This is a genomic window from Ferrovibrio xuzhouensis (genome assembly GCF_042648965.1).
In the GTDB taxonomy this organism is placed as follows: domain Bacteria; phylum Pseudomonadota; class Alphaproteobacteria; order Ferrovibrionales; family Ferrovibrionaceae; genus Ferrovibrio; species Ferrovibrio xuzhouensis.
On record NZ_JBHRYJ010000001.1, the window covers coordinates 14,595 to 29,785 of the forward strand.

Annotated in this window: 13 protein-coding genes; 3 read left to right on the forward strand and 10 right to left on the reverse strand. The window is 65.3% G+C overall.

Going from position 1 to position 15,191, the window contains the following annotated elements; all coding sequences use genetic code 11:
• Window positions 1–80 precede the first annotated feature (80 nt).
• Entirely contained in the window at window positions 81–1,160 is a 1,080-nt protein-coding gene (locus ACFOOQ_RS00085; RefSeq protein ID WP_379719909.1) for an Ig-like domain-containing protein, read from the reverse strand.
• A 140-nt stretch (window positions 1,161–1,300) separates the two neighbouring features.
• Between ACFOOQ_RS00085 and ACFOOQ_RS00090 the strand changes: the two genes are divergently transcribed.
• Complete coding sequence (locus tag ACFOOQ_RS00090; protein WP_379719912.1) at window positions 1,301–1,984, forward strand: cytochrome b/b6 domain-containing protein; 684 nt, start codon at window positions 1,301–1,303, stop codon at window positions 1,982–1,984.
• Between the two features lie 79 nt (window positions 1,985–2,063).
• Here ACFOOQ_RS00090 and ACFOOQ_RS00095 read toward each other — a convergent pair whose 3' ends face one another.
• Entirely contained in the window at window positions 2,064–2,510 is a 447-nt protein-coding gene (locus ACFOOQ_RS00095; RefSeq protein ID WP_379719915.1) for a c-type cytochrome, read from the reverse strand.
• A 219-nt stretch (window positions 2,511–2,729) separates the two neighbouring features.
• On the opposite strand from ACFOOQ_RS00095, the gene ACFOOQ_RS00100 reads away from it, so the two are divergent.
• Both ACFOOQ_RS00100 and ACFOOQ_RS00105 read left to right on the forward strand, forming a co-directional pair.
• Window positions 2,730–3,314, forward strand: coding sequence for an LOG family protein (locus ACFOOQ_RS00100; RefSeq protein WP_379719918.1), 585 nt, complete (start codon window positions 2,730–2,732; stop codon window positions 3,312–3,314).
• A 165-nt stretch (window positions 3,315–3,479) separates the two neighbouring features.
• Entirely contained in the window at window positions 3,480–4,691 is a 1,212-nt protein-coding gene (locus ACFOOQ_RS00105; RefSeq protein WP_379719921.1) for an NADP-dependent isocitrate dehydrogenase, read from the forward strand.
• Between the two features lie 36 nt (window positions 4,692–4,727).
• Here ACFOOQ_RS00105 and ACFOOQ_RS00110 read toward each other — a convergent pair whose 3' ends face one another.
• The 8 genes from ACFOOQ_RS00110 to fliE form a co-directional block, all read right to left on the reverse strand.
• Window positions 4,728–5,939 (reverse strand): cyclic nucleotide-gated ion channel, encoded by a 1,212-nt coding sequence (locus ACFOOQ_RS00110; protein WP_379719924.1) that lies wholly within the window; start codon window positions 5,937–5,939, stop codon window positions 4,728–4,730.
• A 13-nt stretch (window positions 5,940–5,952) separates the two neighbouring features.
• Window positions 5,953–8,607, reverse strand: a complete 2,655-nt coding sequence (alaS, locus tag ACFOOQ_RS00115; RefSeq protein WP_379719927.1) for an alanine--tRNA ligase — start codon at window positions 8,605–8,607, stop codon at window positions 5,953–5,955.
• A gap of 299 nt (window positions 8,608–8,906) precedes the next feature.
• Window positions 8,907–9,980, reverse strand: coding sequence for a recombinase RecA (gene recA / locus ACFOOQ_RS00120; protein WP_379719930.1), 1,074 nt, complete (start codon window positions 9,978–9,980; stop codon window positions 8,907–8,909).
• Window positions 9,981–10,299: 319 nt separating this feature from the next.
• A complete protein-coding gene (locus ACFOOQ_RS00125; RefSeq protein ID WP_379719933.1) occupies window positions 10,300–12,615 on the reverse strand; it encodes a PAS domain-containing hybrid sensor histidine kinase/response regulator in 2,316 nt (771 codons plus the stop codon).
• 3 nt (window positions 12,616–12,618) lie between these two features.
• On the reverse strand, window positions 12,619–13,758 hold the full coding sequence (gene flhB / locus ACFOOQ_RS00130; protein ID WP_379719936.1) for a flagellar biosynthesis protein FlhB: 1,140 nt from the start codon (window positions 13,756–13,758) through the stop codon (window positions 12,619–12,621).
• A gap of 12 nt (window positions 13,759–13,770) precedes the next feature.
• Entirely contained in the window at window positions 13,771–14,535 is a 765-nt protein-coding gene (locus ACFOOQ_RS00135) for a flagellar biosynthetic protein FliR (protein WP_379719939.1), read from the reverse strand.
• An 11-nt stretch (window positions 14,536–14,546) separates the two neighbouring features.
• Complete coding sequence (fliQ, locus tag ACFOOQ_RS00140; protein ID WP_379719942.1) at window positions 14,547–14,813, reverse strand: flagellar biosynthesis protein FliQ; 267 nt, start codon at window positions 14,811–14,813, stop codon at window positions 14,547–14,549.
• Between the two features lie 81 nt (window positions 14,814–14,894).
• Entirely contained in the window at window positions 14,895–15,191 is a 297-nt protein-coding gene (fliE, locus tag ACFOOQ_RS00145; protein ID WP_379719945.1) for a flagellar hook-basal body complex protein FliE, read from the reverse strand.

The window sequence follows — 15,191 nt, forward strand, 5'->3', positions numbered from 1 at the left end:
AAAATCATGGCTGCATACTAGCGCGGCCGGCCCGCCCGGTTAAGGGCGCCGCCGGCCGTCGTTTTTGCGCCGTATCCGGGTCAGTTCTGCGGCTTGGCCGGGGCCGGGGCCGGAGCTGCAGCCGGGGCCGCCGGCTGCCCCGGGGCCTGGCCCTGAGGCTGCGGCTGGCCGGGAACCGAGAAAATCTGCCCCGGATAGATCAGGTCCGGATCGCGGATCTGGGTCTGGTTGGCCTTGTAGATATCGGTATAGCGCAGGCCCTCGCCGTAGATATGGCGGGCCAGGCGCCACAGGCTGTTGCCGGGCTGGACCACCACGCTCTTGCCCTGGGCGTCGAACTGGATGTCCTCCGGCCGCGCCCGGCTGAACGGCATCTCGACGCGGGAGGCGACCTTGCCGCCGGCCTGCTCGACCTGGTCGACACGCAGCGAATAGATGCCCGGATCGACCGACTTCTCGGGCTTCAGCGTCCAGCGGCCATTGGCATCGGCGGTAGCGACGCCGATCGGCTCGTTGTTGAGGTAGACCTGCACCGTGGCGCCCGGCTGGGCGCGGCCGGACAGGATCAGGTTGCCCTTCTCGTCATATTCGATGGCATCGAGCGCGAGGCCCTTGCGGGCCGGATCGAGCTTGCCCTCGTTGGGCCGCTGCAGCAGGCGGCTGGCGCCCTCCAGCGGCGTCAGCACGGCAATCGCCTGCTCGCCGCCCTCGCCGGGCTGGCATTCCGGCACCACGGTGACCACCGAGGCATCGGCCTTGATCGGCTCCTGGTTCTGCATCTGCGATTCCAGGGTGAATTCCTGGTTGCCCTTCTCCAGCGGCAGGTCGGGCACCAGCACCCATTCGCCGCGCACGTCGGCGGTGACGCGACCGATCTCGCGCGTGCCGGTCTTGATCACCACCACCGATCCCGGCATGGCACGGCCGGCGAAGACGGCGGTGCAATTGCGGCTGATGCGGACCACATCGAAGCTGGGCGGCGCCGTGGGAACGGTACCGGCGGCAGGGGCCGGCGTCGGCGGCGGCACCGGCGGCGGCGCCTCCATGTTGGCCTGCGGGGGCATGCCGCGCTTGTTGCTGTCGGCCCCGAAGAAAATCACCGCCAGAATCCCGGCGACGGCCACGCCGAGAAGGATGAAGAAGAAACGACTGCCCCGCACGCGTCCCGCCCCGGCTAGCCAAAAAGTGAACAGGACCGGAGATTAAGACCTCGCCAGAGACCCCGCAACTCCCCTAACCTCCCAGGACCCGGAATTAACCCCGCAAACAGCAGTATTACGCCAGATCAGCAGGCCAGAGCATGACGACATTGCCGCCGACCCGAGACATTGCCGCCGTCCGTGTCTGGGATCTGCCCACGCGGCTGTTCCACTGGACCCTGGTCACCCTGATCACCGTGATGGCGGTGACCGGCTGGACCGGCAGCCTCGACTTGCACATGCTGCTGGGCCAGGCGGTGCTGGCGCTGGTGCTGTTCCGTCTGGTCTGGGGTTTCACCGGCAACCGCTACGCCCGGTTCGGCAGTTTCGTCACCGGCCCGGGCAACGTGCTGCGCTATGCCGCGTCGCTGTTCTCGCCGGCCGGCAGCCAGCGCCATGTCGGACATAATCCGCTCGGCGGCTATGCCGTCCTCGTCATGCTGGCGCTGATCCTGCTGCAGGCCGGCAGCGGCCTGTTCACCAGCGACGACATCGTGGTCGACGCGCCGCTGTACCATCTGGTGCCGGGCCGCGTCGGCAGCCAGCTGTCGACCATCCACCGGCTCGGCATCTGGGCGCTGGTCGCGGTGATCGCCATCCATATCCTCGCCAGCCTGTTCTACCTGCTGGTCAAGAAGGACAACCTCGTGCTGCCGATGGTCACCGGCCGCAAGCCGGCGCCGGCGGGGGCCGATGCCGGCGCCGGCGGCAGCCCTCTGCTGGCAGCGATCCTGCTGCTGGCCTGTCTGGCCCTCGTCTACGGCGGCGTCGCGCTGCTGAAATAACCACCGGATCAGTCGGGTCAACGAAAACGGGCGCGACCTCGCGGCCGCGCCCATCCTGACCAGCGCTTGCCGCGCCGGCTTATTCTTCCTTGAACTGCTTGTGGCAGGCGCCACAGGTGGCGCCGAGCGCACCGAAGGCTGCCTTGACGGCGCCCATGTCGCCCGACTGGCCGGCCGCCGCCAGCTTCAGCGCGGCCTCATGGTTGTTGTTCGCCGCCTTGGTGAAGTCGTCCCACTTCGCCCAGATGTCCGGCTTGGCCTTGGTGTCACCGGTATCCGAGCCCTTGGGGAAATGTGCCGGGATCTTGGTCGCCCAGTCGGCGATCTTCTGCGCCGGGGCCACCACGTCGGCGGCCGGGCCGCCGGCCTCGACGACCTTCTTGATCGCCGCCGCGGCATCCTTGTTGCCCTTGAAGCCTTCCTTGCGCTCCTTGATCACGTCGGCCTGCGCCACCGCATAGCCGCCGACCGAAACCGCCGTCAGGCCGACAGCCAGTGCCAGAACCGCCATATGCCACTTCGTCATGTATATCCCCTGCTAGGTCGCCGGCACCGGGCCGGATAATCCTGTATAGCCGGTCCGCCCGGCACAGACGATAAGTCCTTTCGCGTTCACGAAAAAGTTAGACCAAAAGTTACCCGTGGGTAACATTCGGGGCTTTTCCGCTGGTATCGTGCCGGGGAATCGGCTACCCATCCCCCCTTTCCGAAACCCCAGCCAGCCCCAGCCCGGCCCCAGAGTCCCATGACGTCGATCCGTTCCGTTTGTGTCTATTGCGGCTCCAGCCTCGGCGAGAGCCAGGTCTATACCGCCCAGGCGCAGATCCTCGGGCGCATGCTGGCGGAGAACGGCATCCGGCTGGTCTATGGCGGCGGCCGCATCGGCCTGATGGGCGTGGTCGCCGAAGCCACGCTGGCGGCCGGCGGCGAAGTGGTCGGCATCATCCCCCATCACCTGCATGACTGGGAGGTCGGACATACCGGCCTGACCGAGTTGCATGTGGTCGACAGCATGCATACACGCAAGCGCATGATGGTCGAGATGTCGGATGCCTTCATCGCCCTGCCCGGCGGCCTCGGCACGCTGGACGAATTCTTCGAGATCGTGACCTGGCGGCAGCTCAAGCTGCACGACAAGCCGATCATCGTGCTGAATACCGAAGACTACTGGCGGCCCCTGCTGGCCCTGATCGAGACGGTGGTGGAACGCGGCTTCGCCCGCCGCGCCTCGACCACGCTGTATACCGTGGTCGCCGATGCCGAGGCCGCCCTGGCGCTGCTGAAGGCCGCGCCGGCCTCGGACCAGCCGGCCGCCACGGGGCGGATGTAAGCCGGCTGGCGCTGCCAGACCGTCCCGGTTTGATCTTTTCTCGCCTGCCCTAGAGTTTAAATCCACCCGCGAAACGGGCCGCAAGGCCTTCTCCGGCCGGTCAGGCTTTGCTAGGGTCCGGCCACCTTTTTTGCAATTCCGCACGCGCTCATGAAGGGGGTCCGAATGGACAAGATCAAGGTCAAGAATCCGGTTGTCGAGCTCGACGGCGACGAGATGACCCGCATCATCTGGAAGTTCATCAAGGAAAAGCTGATCCTGCCGTACCTGGACGTCGACCTGATCTATTACGATCTCGGCATCGAAGCCCGCGACAAGACCAACGACCAGATCACCATCGACAGCGCCAACGCGATCCTCAAGTACGGCGTCGGCGTCAAATGCGCCACCATCACGCCGGACGAGGGCCGCGTGAAGGAATTCGGCCTCAAGGACATGTGGAAGTCGCCGAACGGCACCATCCGCAACATTCTCGGCGGCACCATCTTCCGCGAGCCGATCATCTGCAAGAACGTGCCGCGCCTGGTGCCGCATTGGAACGATCCGATCGTCGTCGGCCGCCATGCCTTCGGCGACCAGTATCGCGCCACCGACTTCAAGTTCCCGGGCAAGGGCACGCTGACCATCAAGTTCGTCGGCGAAGACGGCGCGGTGATCGAGAAAGAAGTCTTCAAGTCGCCGAGCGCCGGCGTCGCCATGGCGATGTACAACCTCGACGATTCGATCCGCGACTTCGCCCGCGCCAGCATGAATTACGCGCTGAACCGCGGCTGGCCGCTGTATCTGTCGACCAAGAACACCATCCTCAAGGTCTATGACGGCCGCTTCAAGGACATCTTCCAGGAGACGTTCGACAAGGAATTCGCCGACCAGTTCAAGGCGAAAAAGATCACCTACGAGCATCGCCTGATCGACGACATGGTTGCCGCCGCGCTCAAGTGGTCGGGCAAATTCGTCTGGGCCTGCAAGAACTACGACGGCGACGTGCAGTCGGACATCGTGGCGCAGGGCTTCGGTTCGCTCGGCCTGATGACCTCGGTGCTGATGACCCCGGACGGCAAGGTGGTCGAAGCCGAGGCGGCGCACGGCACGGTGACCCGCCACTACCGCGAGCACCAGGCCGGCCGCGAGACCTCGACCAACCCGATCGCCTCGATCTTCGCCTGGACCCGCGGCCTGATGCACCGCGCCAAGCTGGACGACAATCCGGCACTCGACAAGTTCGCCCATACGCTGGAGAAGGTCTGCGTCTCCACCGTCGAGGCCGGCTTCATGACCAAGGACCTGGCCATGCTGGTGTCGAAGGACCAGTCCTGGCTGACCACCCAGAAGTTCCTCGACAAGATCGACGAGAACCTGAAGAAGGCGCTGGCGTAAACACGCCGGAGCTTTCCGGACTATACTGTTCCGGAGCTAGACAGCGGCGGGGGGCGTTTCGTCCTCCGCCGTTTTTCTTTGCGCATGGCGTTCCTTGGCGGTGGCGGCAATGCGTTCGCGAATATCGGGATGCACGTCCAGCAACCGCTGGAAATCCGCCACGCCGAGCGCCAGCAGGCGGCATTCGGTGACCGCCAGCACGGTGGCGGTGCGCTGGGTGCGGCGGATCAGGGCGATCTCGCCGAAATGCTGGCCGGTCTCGAGGATCACCGGGTTGGGCAGGATCTCGACCTCGACCTGGCCGGCCATGATGAAGAACATCGAATCCGCGCGGTCGCCCTTGCGCACGATCACCGTGCCGGCCGGCACGGCCTGCGCTTTCAGCAGGCTGGCGATCTCGGCGATGCGGCTGGCATCCAGATGCGCGAACAGCGGCAGCGCGGCCACCGCCCGCCAGGTCACCATGAACTCGCGGCGGCGGATTTCCTCGGCAAAGCCGGTGGCCATCAGACCGGCCGGGATGGCGAACATGGCGATGCCGAGCAGCATGACGAAACCGCCGAACATCTTACCCAGTGGCGTAATCGGCACGATGTCGCCATAGCCGACCGTGGTCATGGTGATGATGCCCCACCACAGGCTGTGCGGGATCGAAGAGAACTGCGCGGGCTGGGCCTGATGCTCCAGCACGTACATCACGCTGGACGCCAGAACGACCAGGACGCTGAGGGTGAGGAAGGATGCCACCAGGGCGCGGCTCTGACTGCGCAGCACGGCGGCAACCAGCGCCAGGCCCGGCGCATAGCGGGCCAGCTTGAACAGCGTCAGCATCTCGAGCACGAGATACCATTCGCGCGGCAGCATCTCGAGCTGGTTGACCCAGAACGGCAGGATCACCAGCAGGTCGACCACGCCGAGGAAGGATTTCAGATAGCGCCGCCGCGCCATGCCGCTGCGCACCCGACTGCCGTAAAGATATTCCGGTGCCATCCAGATGCGCAGCACATATTCGGCGGTGAAGAACAGGTCCGTGCCTTCGCGGACGCGGTCGCACCACCAGATCACGTCATCGGGGATACCGGGCATGGTCACCAGCATCACCGCCGCCGCACAGGCGATGATGGCGCTCAGGATAACCGCGGAGATGACGGTATGGCCGGTCTCCGGTTCCGGCTGGCCGTCGGCCAGCAGCTGGAAGACCCGGCGTCGCCAGGCCGTGAACGGCGTTGGCGCGGCTGCGTGCCTCAAGAAGCCAGCCCCATCAAGAAGCTAGGGCCGTGGCGATGGCGTCGAGCGCCTTCTCGGCACCGGCCGGATCGGCGCCGCCACCCTGGGCGAAATCAGGCCGGCCGCCGCCGCCCTGCCCGCCGATCAGCGGGGTGGCGAGCTTGACCAGACTGGCGGCATTGACCCGGTCGGTCAGGTCGGTGCTGACGCCGACGACGACGGCGACCTTGCCGTCGGCCACCGAGGTGAGCGCGACGACACCGGAACCGATTTCCTTCTTCATGGCATCGACCATGCCGCGCAGGTCCTTGGCCGGCACGCCGTCGAGCCGGCGGGCCGCATACTTGATGCCGTTGACGTCCCTGACCTGCGGGCCGGCCGCGCCGCCGCCCCCCCCTGAAACGCCACCCAGGGCAAGCTGCTTACGCAGGTCGGAGAGTTCGCGCTCCAGCCTGCGCTTGTCGTCCAGCAGGGCGGCCAGGCGCTGCGGCACTTCCCGCGGCTGCGCCTTCAGCGCATCGGCCGCCGAACGCAGAATCTCTTCCTGTTCGGCGAAGTAGTTACGCGCCGCCTCGCCGGTCAGCGCCTCGATGCGGCGCACGCCGGCGGCCACCGCGCCCTCGTTGACGATCTTGAACAGGCCGATATCGCCGGTGCGACGCACATGGGTGCCGCCGCAGAGCTCGACCGAATAATCCCGGTCGCCGAGCTTGCCCATGGCGAGCACGCGGACCTCGTCGCCGTATTTCTCGCCGAACAGCGCCATGGCACCAGCGGCGACCGCCTCGTCGGGCGTCATCAGGCGGGTGGTGACGTCGGTGTTCTGGCACACCATCTCGTTGACCTCGGCCTCGACCGCCGACGCCTCTTCGGCGCTCAGCGGCTTCGGGTGGCTGATGTCGAAGCGGAACCGGTCGGGCGAGACCAGCGAGCCCTTCTGGCTGACATGCTCGCCCAGCTTGCGGCGCAGCGCCGCATGCAGCAGGTGGGTCGCCGAATGGTTGGCGCGGATCGCCGAGCGGCGCTTGTGGTCGACGGTCAGCGTCGCCATGTCGCCCGCCTTCAGCACGCCCTCGGTGACCTTGCCGACATGGACATGCAGCAGGCCGAGCTTCTTCTGGGTGTCGCTGACGGCAACCTTCGCGCCGCCGGCGGTGACGATCAGGCCGGTATCGCCGACCTGGCCGCCGGATTCCGCATAGAACGGCGTCTGGTTCAGCACCACCGCAACTTCCGTGCCGACCTTCGCCTCGGTGACCGGCTGGCCGCCGACCACGACGGCATCGATGCGGCCCTCGGCGGCCTCGGTGTCATAACCGAGGAATTCGCTGGCGCCGTGTTCTTCGCGGACGTCGAACCAGACCTTCTCGGTCGCGGCATCACCGGACCCGGCCCAGGCCTTGCGCGCCTCGGCGCGCTGCGCGGCCATCGCCGACTGGAAACCGTCGAGATTGACGCCGATGCCGCGGGCGCGCAGCGCATCCTGGGTCAGGTCGAGCGGAAAGCCAAAGGTGTCATACAGCTTGAAGGCGGTCTCGCCGGGCAGCATGTCGCCCTTCGACAGGTTGCCGGTGGCCTCGTCGAGCAGCTTGAGGCCGCGGTCGAGCGTCTGCTTGAAGCGCGTCTCTTCCAGCTTCAGCGTCTCGGCGATCAGGCTCTCGCCACGGCCAAGTTCCGGGAAGGCGCGGCCCATCACGGAAACCAGCGACGGCACCAGACGATGCATCAGCGGTTCCTTGCAGCCCATCAGCTGGGCATGGCGCATGGCGCGGCGCATGATCCGACGCAGTACGTAACCGCGACCCTCGTTGGACGGCAGCACGCCATCGGCGATCAGGAAGCAGGACGACCGCAGGTGGTCGGCGATCACCCGGTGGCTCATCTTGTGCTCGCCATCGGCATCAGTGGCTGAGAAATCCGCCGACGCCTCGATCAGCGTGCGCATGATGTCGATGTCGTAATTGTCGTGCTTGCCCTGCATCACCGCGGTGATGCGCTCGAGGCCCATGCCGGTATCGATCGAAGGCTTGGGCAGGGCGATGCGCTGCTCCTTGCTGACCTGCTCGAACTGCATGAACACCAGGTTCCAGATCTCGATATAGCGGTCGCCATCGGCATCCGGGCTGCCCGGCGGGCCGCCCCAGACCTTGTCGCCATGGTCGTAGAAAATTTCCGAGCAGGGACCGCAGGGGCCGGTATCGCCCATCGCCCAGAAATTGTCCGAAGTGGCGATGCGTACGATGCGATCCTCGGCTACGCCGATCTTTTTCCAGATATCAAAGGCCTGATCGTCGTCGTGATAGACGGTGACCCAGAGCTTGTCCTTGGGCAGGCCGTATTCCCTGGTGATCAGGTTCCAGGCGAACGGAATCGCCTCGTCCTTGAAATAATCGCCGAACGAGAAATTGCCGAGCATCTCGAAGAAGGTGTGGTGCCGGGCGGTATAGCCGACATTGTCGAGATCGTTGTGCTTGCCGCCGGCGCGGACGCATTTCTGCGAGGTCGCGGCGCGGGTGTAGGGGCGCTTCTCCTGGCCGGTGAAGACATTCTTGAACTGCACCATGCCGGCATTGGTGAACATCAGGGTCGGGTCGTTGCGCGGCACCAGCGGCGAGGAGTCGACCACCTGGTGCCCGGCTTTGGCGAAATAGTCGAGAAAGGCCTGCCGGATATCGCTGGCGGAGGACATTGGCTTCATACCCTTGGTTCGTCGCACCCGGCGGCCGCACCCCGATCGGGGCCCCGGGCAGCTTTGGTACAGTTCCGTATCATGGGCCGGATATCACCTCCGGCGAAGCGACTTAATTAGCGTCCCGCCTCCCCCCTGTCCAGCCAGCCGGCAAGGGGCTAACTGCCTCAGCAAAAGGCGAAAATGCCCCGCCGGACAGGGCCGGAGGGCAAAAAAAACCCCGGCACCGAGGTCCGGTGCCGGGGTTCCCATGGAGGAGAGAACTCATAGGCCGCCAAATAGCGGCCCGAGGGGAAAGATCAATCGGCATCCTCCGTTTCGTCGGCTTCCGCGCCAGCATCGATGGCGGCGGCGACGATTCCGGCGTTGGCCTTGATCGCGGCTTCGATCTTTTCGGCAACTTCCGGATTTTCCTTGAGGAATTGCTTGGCAGCCTCGCGGCCCTGGCCGATCCGCGTGCTGTCGTGGGAGAACCACGAGCCGGATTTCTCGACCACATTGGCCTTGACGCCAAGGTCGATCAGCTCGCCGGTCTTGGAGATGCCCTCGCCGTACATGATGTCGAAATCGACCACCTTGAACGGGGGCGCCACCTTGTTCTTGACCACCTTGACCCGGGTCTGGTTGCCGACCACCTCGTCGCGCACCTTGATGGCACCGATGCGGCGGATATCGAGGCGGACCGAGGCATAGAATTTCAGCGCATGGCCGCCGGTGGTGGTCTCCGGGTTGCCGAACATCACACCGATCTTCATGCGGATCTGGTTGATGAAGATCACCATGGTGTTCGACTTGGAGATCGAGGCGGTCAGCTTGCGGAGCGCCTGGCTCATCAGACGGGCCTGCAGGCCGGGCAGGCTGTCGCCCATCTCGCCTTCCAGTTCCGCCTTCGGCACCAGGGCGGCGACCGAGTCGATGACCAGCACGTCGATGGCGCCGGAACGCACCAGGGTATCGGCGATCTCGAGCGCCTGTTCGCCGGTATCCGGCTGGGAAATTAGCAATTCCCCGACATTCACGCCCAGCTTGCGGGCGTACCCCGGGTCGAGCGCGTGCTCGGCGTCGATGAAGGCGCAGGTGCCGCCCTTCTTCTGGGCCTCGGCCACCACATGCAGGGCGATGGTGGTCTTGCCCGAACTTTCCGGCCCGTAGACCTCGACGATGCGGCCGCGCGGCAGGCCGCCGATGCCCAGCGCGATGTCGAGCCCGAGCGAGCCGGTCGAGACCGACTCGATCTCGACGATCGGGCGCGAGCCGAGTTTCATCACCGAACCCTTGCCGAAGGTGCGGTCGATCTGCGACAGCGCGGCTTCCAGCGCCTTACTCTTATCCATGTTCTCTTTATCCACGAGGCGAAGACTTGCGGTCGACATTGCGGCTGCATCCTTTCATGGGGCTGGTGGAATTGCAACGATACGCTGTTCTGACCCTATATGTTCCCATCTTGTTGCCATTGTCCAGAGAAATCGGCAAGACCCCGTATTCGCTGGATATTTTTGTTCTGTTCCCGCTGAGTACACGAGTGTTTGCCGGAGTTTCCGGTCTGCCGGGCCGGCGGCACAGGAGCGCGAATCCGGCGGCGCGGGAGCGGGATTTCCGCTTAATTTTATAGCAAAAAATCCACCTTCAGTCGTCAATACGACTGGATAATCACTTTTAAATATATGATTCCACGGGCTCAGATGCCCGGGCTCAGACGCCCGGCCGGACCACCTCTCCCATCACTTCCTTGACCTTGCCGGCCAGCTGGCTGAGCGAGAACGGCTTGGGCAGGAAGTTCACATGGGCGGACTTCGCCATGTTGTTGCGCAGGCTGTCCTCGGCATAGCCGGAGATGAACAGGATCTTGAGCAGCGGCCGGCGCCGGCGCAGTTCGGCCGCCAGTGCCGGGCCGTCGAGATTGGGCATCACCACGTCGGAGATCAGCAACTCGACCCGCTCGAGCTGTTCCGCCGGCAGGGCCAGCGCCTGTTCGCCGGACGCCGCCTCGATGACGGTATAGCCCTTGTTGCGCAACGCCCGCGCCGCAAAGCTGCGCACCGCATCCTCGTCCTCGACCAGCAGCACCAGACCCTGGCCGGTCAGGTCGCGCGGATCGCTGCGGCCGTCGTCGCGCGCGACCGCCAGTTCCTCGACCGTCGGATGGTGGCGCGGCAGGAAGATGCGGAAGCAGGCGCCACTGTCCTTCTCGCTGTCGACATGGATGAAGCCGCCGGTCTGCTTGATGATGCCGTAGACCGTCGACAGGCCGAGCCCGGTGCCCGCCCCGACCGCCTTGGTGGTGAAGAACGGATCGAAGATCTTGCCGATATTCTCCGGCGCGATGCCGTGGCCGGTATCGCTGACCTCGACGCAGATATAATTGCCCGGCGGCACCGTCTCGGCACCCAGCGGCATCGCCTGCTCGATATGCCGGTTGGCGGTGCGGATCGCCAGCTCGCCGCCATCGGTCATGGCATCGCGGGCATTGACGGCAAGATTGATGATGACCTGTTCGAGTTGGCCCTGGTCGACCTTGACGAGGCCGAGATCGCGCCCGTGCACCATCTTCAGGGCGATGGTCTCGCCGATCAGCCGGCCGATCAGGTTGCGCAGGTCGGCCAGCACGTCGGTGATATCGAGCAGTTTCGGCACCAAGGTCTGCTGGCGCGAGAAGGCGAGCAGCTGGCGCACCAGGTTGGCGGCACGGCTGGCATTCTGCTTGATCTGCATGACATCGGCGAAAGACTGGTCGCCCGGCTGATGGCGCTGCAGCAGCAGGTCGCAGAAGCCGATCATTGCCGTCAGCAGGTTGTTGAAGTCATGCGCGATGCCGCCGGCAAGCTGGCCGACCGCCTGCATCTTCTGGCTCTGGTGAAACTGGCTCTGCAGGCTGCGCTGGTCGGTGGTGTCGACCAGATAGACGAGCTGGGCCGACTGGCCGTCCTCGCGTTCGGCCGAGGTAGCGGCGATCATCTCCACCATGCGTTCGCGCGGGCCGGCCAGCCCGACTTCGAGCGGCCGGCCGAAGGTCTCGCCACGGCGCACGGCGACCAGATGCCGGGTCAGGGCCAGCGCATCCTCCTCGCGCACCAGGTCGACCAGCCGCTGGCCGAGCCAGTCGTCGCGGCCCCACAGGGCGGCGAAGGCAGCATTGGCCTCGCGGATCGCGCCGCCGCCGTCGAGGACCAGGATGCCGATCGGCGCCTGGTCGAAGAAGCGGCGGAACTCGGCCTCGACCGGGCGCAGGGTGCCGCGCTGGCGCAGTTCGAGGCCCAGGTCATGCACGACGGCGCTGAAGCGGGTGGCATGGCCTTCGGCATCGCGGATCGCCGTCTGGCTGACGCCGACCAGGCGGAAGCCGGCCGCCTCGCCGCTGCCGGCGGGGCGCAGCTTGGCCTCGCCGCCTTCCCATTCCGGCGTCATCGTCTCGCCTTCGCGGGCCTCGGCGTGCTGCAGGATATCCGCCAGACCGGTGCCCGTGGCGACGATGCCTTCCGGGCTGCTGCCCAGCCAGGCGGCCAGCGTGCGGTTGACGAAGACGAGCTGCCCGTCGGGCCGCACCGAATAGAGGCCGACCGGGGCATTGTCGATAAAGGCCGCCAGCTCGTCGCGCTGGCGCAGGGCGGTCTGCAGGTCGTCCTGCCGCGTCGAGATATCCTCGATATCCCAGATCGTCAGCCCCGGCATCTGCGCCATCGGGCTGGCGATCACCTGAAACAGCAGGTCGGCGCCGGCAACCGTGATGCCGATATTCTCCCGCACCGCGCCGGCGGCAGTCTGCATCGCCAGCCGCTGCAGGATCGTCGCCGCTTCGGCATTTCCGGCCAGCAGTTGCCCGGGCGGCGGCAGCTCGACCGCCTCCACCGGCTCGGCATCGAGGCGCGACACCAGCGCGCGATAGGCGGCATTGGCGGCAACCACCCGGCCGTCGCGCGTCAGCGCCCGGGCAAACGGCCCGGTCTCGGCAACCAGCTGCGCCTGCCGGCCGATGCCGCCCGCCAGCAACCCGGATAGATGTGTCAGCATGCGTCAGCGCCCCGCCTGGGCCAGCGCTTCAGCGGAGCCCGGCTCCGGAATCGGCTCCTTGCTGGGCTCGTACTGGGCCTGGATACCCTGCTTGAGCCGCATGATATAGGAAATCACCTCCGCCACCGTGCGATAGAGCTCGAAGGGGATCGGGTCGTCGATCTCGACCTTGAACAGGGCACGGGCCAGCGGTGGGTTCTCGACGATCGGGACCTTGTGTTCGGCGGCGATCTCGCGGATGCGCTTGGCCATCAGGTCGGCGCCCTTGGCCACCACGCGCGGCGCATCCATCTTGTCGGCTTCGTATTTCAGCGCCACGGCAAAGTGGGTCGGATTGGTGACCACCACGCTGGCCTCCGGCACCGCCCGCATCATGCGCTTGCGCGAGCGCTGCATGCGTATCTGCCGCAGGCGCGCCTTGATCATCGGATCGCCCTCGGTCTCCTTGTGCTCGTCCTTGACCTCCTGCTTGGTCATGCGCAGCTGCTTGGTGAAGTTATATTTCTGGTACAGGTAGTCGGCGAGCGCCACCACGGCCATGATCCCGAGCAGCGCGCCCAGCAGCTTGGCGATGATCCGCATGGTGATCGGGATCAGCAGGGTGATGTCGAGATCGATCAGTTCTTCCAGCGAATCCAGCTCAGGCCAGATCAGCGAGAACAGGATGATGCCGATCACGGTAATTTTGAGCACGTTCTTGACGAACTCGACCACGGTCGGCAGCGAAAACATCTTCTTGAGACCGGTCAGCGGATTGAGCTTGGTGATATCCGGTACGATCTTTTCCGGCGTGAAGCGCGGCGGATTCTGCACGATGCTGCCGGCCACCGAGAACACCATGAACAGCCCGATCACCGGCGACAGCACCAGCCCCATGCTCATGAAGAGATCGAGGGCGATTCGCGTCAGATGACTGGGATCGATCGGAATCCGCTCCGGCTGCTCGAAAAACACCCGCGTCGAGCTGACCAGCTGTCGCGGCATCAACCCGCTGAACGCCCACAGGCAGATCGATGCGGCCAGGAAAACGAACCAATGGGTGATTTCCTGGGACTTGGCGATATTGCCCTTGTTCGCCGCCTCTTCGAGGCGTTTACCGGAAGGGTCTTCGGTTTTGGAGTCTGGATCGGCGTCTTCAGCCATCTCCCGTCTCCTTTAGCGTGGCACGAGGAACTGGGCCATCAGCGCCTCGAACCGCGTTGTGAACAATAGGCCCATGGCGCCCAGCGACAGGCCGAACAGGATCAGCGACAGGGCGATCTGCGGCGCCTGCATGATGAAGAAAATCTGCAGCTGCGGCATCAGCCGGTTGAGCAGGCCGAGCGCAACGTTGAAGACAATTCCGTAAACGATGAACGGCGCCGCCAGTTTCACCCCCAGCGCGATGCTGCCGCTGACCATATGGGTCGCCACCTCGGCAAAATCGCCGAAGGCCGGCGCCTGCATGGGCGGAAACAGGGTATAGCTGTCATAGGCGGCCTGCAGAGCCAGAAGATGCAGGTTGGTGGCGAACACCAGGGTCACACCGAACAGAATCATCGCGCTGCTGACTATGGCCGACTGCGAACCCTGATTGGGGTCGAAAAACACCGCGGAGGCCAGGCCGGCCTGCAACGCGATAATCGTGCCGCCGACATGCAGGGCGGAAAAGATCAGGCGGGACAGCAGTCCGAGCGCCAGGCCGAAGCCGATCTCGGAGACGACCAGAAAGGCCAGCTGCATCGGCTGGGCCGGCAGCGGCGGCAGCGAGGACGCCAGCACCGGCACCGAGACGCCGGACATCAGCAATGCGATGGTCAGCCGGATGCGCGGCGATACCGAGGCCTCGCCAACGCCGGGCAGCGAGATCATGGCCGCGCCCAGCCGGCAGAAAATCACGATGAAGGCGTAAGCATTGCCGGCAACGAGATCCTGCAGCACCGCCCGCCCCGCTACTGCAGGCCGGCGATGCGCTGCATCAGATGCTGCATCAGGCCGATCATCGTCGTGATCATGAACGGCATCGTCGCCACCAGGGTGCCGAAAATGGCGACGATCTTCGGGACAAACGTCAGGGTCGGTTCCTGCAACTGGGTCAGGGCCTGGAACAGCGAGATCAGCAGGCCGATTACCAGGCTGACAATCATCGGCGGCCCCGCCACCTTCAGCAGGGTCCAGATCGCTTCGCGCATGATGTCAGTGACTTCGACGGCCGTCATCGATTCGCTCCGTGCCGCCAATCATAACCGATTCCACGCTCCGGCCCAATGGAATGGGCCCAACGGATCAGATCGGCCAGATCAGATCGGCATGCGCATGATTTCCTGATAGGCGGAAATCACCCGGTCGCGAACCGCGACCACGGTATCGAGGGCCATCTCGGCATTGTTCACCGCCGTGACCACGTCGGTCACATCGGCCTTGCCGGCCACCGCCTGGGCGGACATCTGCTCGGACTTCTTGGCCGCATCGACGCTGTCCTGCAGGGCGGTGCGCAGCATGTCGCCGAAACCGCCGGCCGCAGCCGTCTGCCCGGTACCCGGTGCCTGGGTGACGGTAAGGCCCTGGAGGGGATTGCCTATACGCAGATCAGCCAT

What these genes read in the sequence shown, in the direction of transcription:
- fliQ (WP_379719942.1), bottom strand. Translation starts at nt 14,813, where the DNA reads ATGACGGCCGTCGAAGTCACTGACATCATGCGCGAAGCGATCTGGACC.
- flhB (WP_379719936.1), bottom strand. Translation starts at nt 13,758, where the DNA reads ATGGCTGAAGACGCCGATCCAGACTCCAAAACCGAAGACCCTTCCGGT.
- ACFOOQ_RS00095 (WP_379719915.1), bottom strand. Translation starts at nt 2,510, where the DNA reads ATGACGAAGTGGCATATGGCGGTTCTGGCACTGGCTGTCGGCCTGACG.
- ACFOOQ_RS00100 (WP_379719918.1), top strand. Translation starts at nt 2,730, where the DNA reads ATGACGTCGATCCGTTCCGTTTGTGTCTATTGCGGCTCCAGCCTCGGC.
- ACFOOQ_RS00105 (WP_379719921.1), top strand. Translation starts at nt 3,480, where the DNA reads ATGGACAAGATCAAGGTCAAGAATCCGGTTGTCGAGCTCGACGGCGAC.
- alaS (WP_379719927.1), bottom strand. Translation starts at nt 8,607, where the DNA reads ATGTCCTCCGCCAGCGATATCCGGCAGGCCTTTCTCGACTATTTCGCC.
- ACFOOQ_RS00090 (WP_379719912.1), top strand. Translation starts at nt 1,301, where the DNA reads ATGACGACATTGCCGCCGACCCGAGACATTGCCGCCGTCCGTGTCTGG.
- ACFOOQ_RS00125 (WP_379719933.1), bottom strand. Translation starts at nt 12,615, where the DNA reads ATGCTGACACATCTATCCGGGTTGCTGGCGGGCGGCATCGGCCGGCAG.
- fliE (WP_379719945.1), bottom strand. Translation starts at nt 15,191, where the DNA reads ATGGCTGATCTGCGTATAGGCAATCCCCTCCAGGGCCTTACCGTCACC.
- recA (WP_379719930.1), bottom strand. Translation starts at nt 9,980, where the DNA reads ATGTCGACCGCAAGTCTTCGCCTCGTGGATAAAGAGAACATGGATAAG.